Origin of the sequence: Mesorhizobium sp. M7A.F.Ca.CA.002.15.2.1 (assembly GCF_003998715.1) — a bacterium.
GTDB classification, from domain to species: domain Bacteria; phylum Pseudomonadota; class Alphaproteobacteria; order Rhizobiales; family Rhizobiaceae; genus Mesorhizobium; species Mesorhizobium ciceri.
In genome coordinates, this window is record NZ_RZPI01000824.1 from 1 (window position 1) to 2,196 (window position 2,196).

The 2,196-nt window shown below is 66.0% G+C and carries 3 protein-coding genes; 2 read left to right on the forward strand and 1 reads right to left on the reverse strand.

Features of this window, described 5'->3' with window-relative positions; all coding sequences use genetic code 11:
• Window positions 1-112: 112 nt before the first annotated feature.
• Window positions 113-535 (reverse strand): metallopeptidase family protein, encoded by a 423-nt coding sequence (locus tag ENZ74_RS29830; protein ID WP_023763026.1) that lies wholly within the window; start codon window positions 533-535, stop codon window positions 113-115.
• Between the two features lie 182 nt (window positions 536-717).
• Between ENZ74_RS29830 and ENZ74_RS35460 the strand changes: the two genes are divergently transcribed.
• Both ENZ74_RS35460 and ENZ74_RS29840 read left to right on the forward strand, forming a co-directional pair.
• A complete protein-coding gene (locus tag ENZ74_RS35460; RefSeq protein ID WP_024504051.1) occupies window positions 718-1,740 on the forward strand; it encodes a hypothetical protein in 1,023 nt (340 codons plus the stop codon).
• Window positions 1,682-2,196, forward strand: a 515-nt coding sequence (locus ENZ74_RS29840; protein ID WP_164761312.1) for a DNA polymerase Y family protein, incomplete at its 3' end; no start/stop codon positions are given. The genes ENZ74_RS35460 and ENZ74_RS29840, both read left to right, overlap by 59 nt.

Sequence of the window (2,196 nt, forward strand, 5' to 3'; positions counted from 1 at the left end):
GAGCGGAGCGTACTTTTGGGTACGTGAGCACCGTTCTACCGCGACGCGGTAGAGCGGGGAAGCGCAGGAAGCCATCATTTGCAGGCCGGCATCACCTGAATATCAGCGCACCCTACTCCGCCGCCTCTTCGATCTTCTCCATATCATCGTCCGACAGGCCGAAATGGTGGCCGATCTCGTGGATCAGCACGTGGGTGACGATGTCGCCCAGCGTCTCTTCGTTCTCGGACCAGTAATCGAGGATGGCGCGGCGGTAGAGCGTGATGCGGTTCGGGCCTTCCCCGGTCTGCGGGTTCCAGCGCTCGGCGATGCCGCGTCCCTCGAACAGGCCGAGCAGGTCGAATGGCGTTTCCAGCGACAGATCGTCCATGATTTCGTCGGTCGGGAATTCGGCGATCTGGATGACGATCTCGCCGGTCAGCTTGCGAAAATCCTCCGGCAGATGGGCGTACGCCTCCAGCGCCAGGAACTCCATTTCGTCCATCGAGGGCGAGAGTTCGTCGTGCCAGGTGCGGGTCTTGTAGATGCGGGCCATGCTTTATCCTTTGATCCCGGCATATAGGCTTTCGCACCGGAATCGGCAAATGAACGGGCCGATGCGCCTGCGCCATCCCTGCAGAGAGGAATAAATTCCCCATGACTCTGCTTGACTCTTGGGATGCGCTCTGGAATCTATAGGAACATAACAGGAACAATTGTGAGTGGAAGCTGACCGTCATGGCGATGACCGCCGTGGCGCGGGAGACTGTTTTTGCCCTGCGCCGCCAGATCGCGAAAATCGAGGGAACGCTGCCCGAGCGCTTGGCTGCGCCGGCAGCCGCACCCTTTGATGCTGACGTCAACACTGATCTCACAATCGTCCGGCGTGGCATTGCCGCGGCGTTGCCGGATGCGTTCCTGCCTATCGGCGTCGGGCGCCTCGATGCCGCCCTGAGCGGCGGGCTGCCGAAGGCCGCCCTGAGCGAAATCCATGGGCTTGAAACCCGCGATGCCGGGGCCGTCGCCGGCTTCGCTTTGTCGCTCACCAGCCTGATCCTCAAGCAAACGCCGGGGCTGCCGGTGCTGTGGATCGGCACATCGGAGATTTTTCGCGAGGCCGGCTTTCCCTATGCCAGGGGGCTTCACGCCTCGTTCGGCATCGAGCCGGAGCAATTGCTGTTTTCCGAGGCGCCAAGGCTCGTCGATGCGCTGTGGGTCGCCGAGGAGGCGGCCCGGATGACGGCGCTCGCCGCCGTCATCCTGGAAATCCGCGGCAATCCGCAGCGGCTTGACCTGACCGCGACACGCCGGCTGCATGCAAGGGCGCAAGCGGCCGGCCGGCCGGTGTTCCTGCTGCGGCAGGCGGCTGGGCCCGAACCGACGGCGGCACCCGTCCGCCTCATCGTCGCCTCGGCGCCGGCGGTGCCGCGCGACACCATCGCCGGGCCGCTGGCCGGCTCGATCGGCCGCCCGGCCTTCACCCTCACCATCGGCAAGAGCCGCACGGCCCTGCCTGGACAATTCACACTGGAGTGGAACCCCGATGAACGCGCATTCGACGAAAGAGCGGGCGAGGCAAGAGACCGGGCAAAGAATCCTGTCCCTGTGGTTTCCCTATCTGGCGGCGGAAAGGATCCTGCGCCAGCGTCTGGGGCGGTCCTGGCGTTCCCGGTCGTCGGATCACCCATCTCACCCGCCGCTCGTGATCAGCCATCGCGACCGCAACGCACAGCGCATCTCGGCCCTCGACGAGCGGGCTGAGGCGCTGCACCTGAAGCGCGACATGGGCATCGCCGATGCGCGCGCCATGCATCCGTCGATCGACGTCGTCGAGGCCGATCCGGAAGCCGATCGCCGCCTGCTCGAAGGCCTCGCCGACTGGTGCGACCGCTACACCCCGCTGGTGGCGCTGGACGGGGCAGACGGCCTGTTTCTCGACGTCACCGGCTGCACCCATCTGTTCGGCGGCGAGCGCGCCATGCTGGACGACATCCTGTCGCGCTTCTTCCATCAGGGTTTCGATGTCCGCGCCGGGCTTGCCGCGACGCCGGGTGCGGCCTGGGCGGCGGCACGCTTTTGCGGCGACCGCATCGTTGTGTCAGGCGAGGAGGAGGCGCTGCTGGCGCCCCTGCCGCTGGCCGCGCTGCGCATAGAACCTTCGACCCGCACCAGCCTGGAAAGTGTGGGCCTGCGCACGGCGGGCGCCGTCATGGCGGC

Coding starts and splice junctions, on each gene's coding strand:
- ENZ74_RS29830 (WP_023763026.1), bottom strand. CDS start 535: ATGGCCCGCATCTACAAGACCCGCACCTGGCACGACGAACTCTCGCCC.
- ENZ74_RS35460 (WP_024504051.1), top strand. CDS start 718: ATGGCGATGACCGCCGTGGCGCGGGAGACTGTTTTTGCCCTGCGCCGC.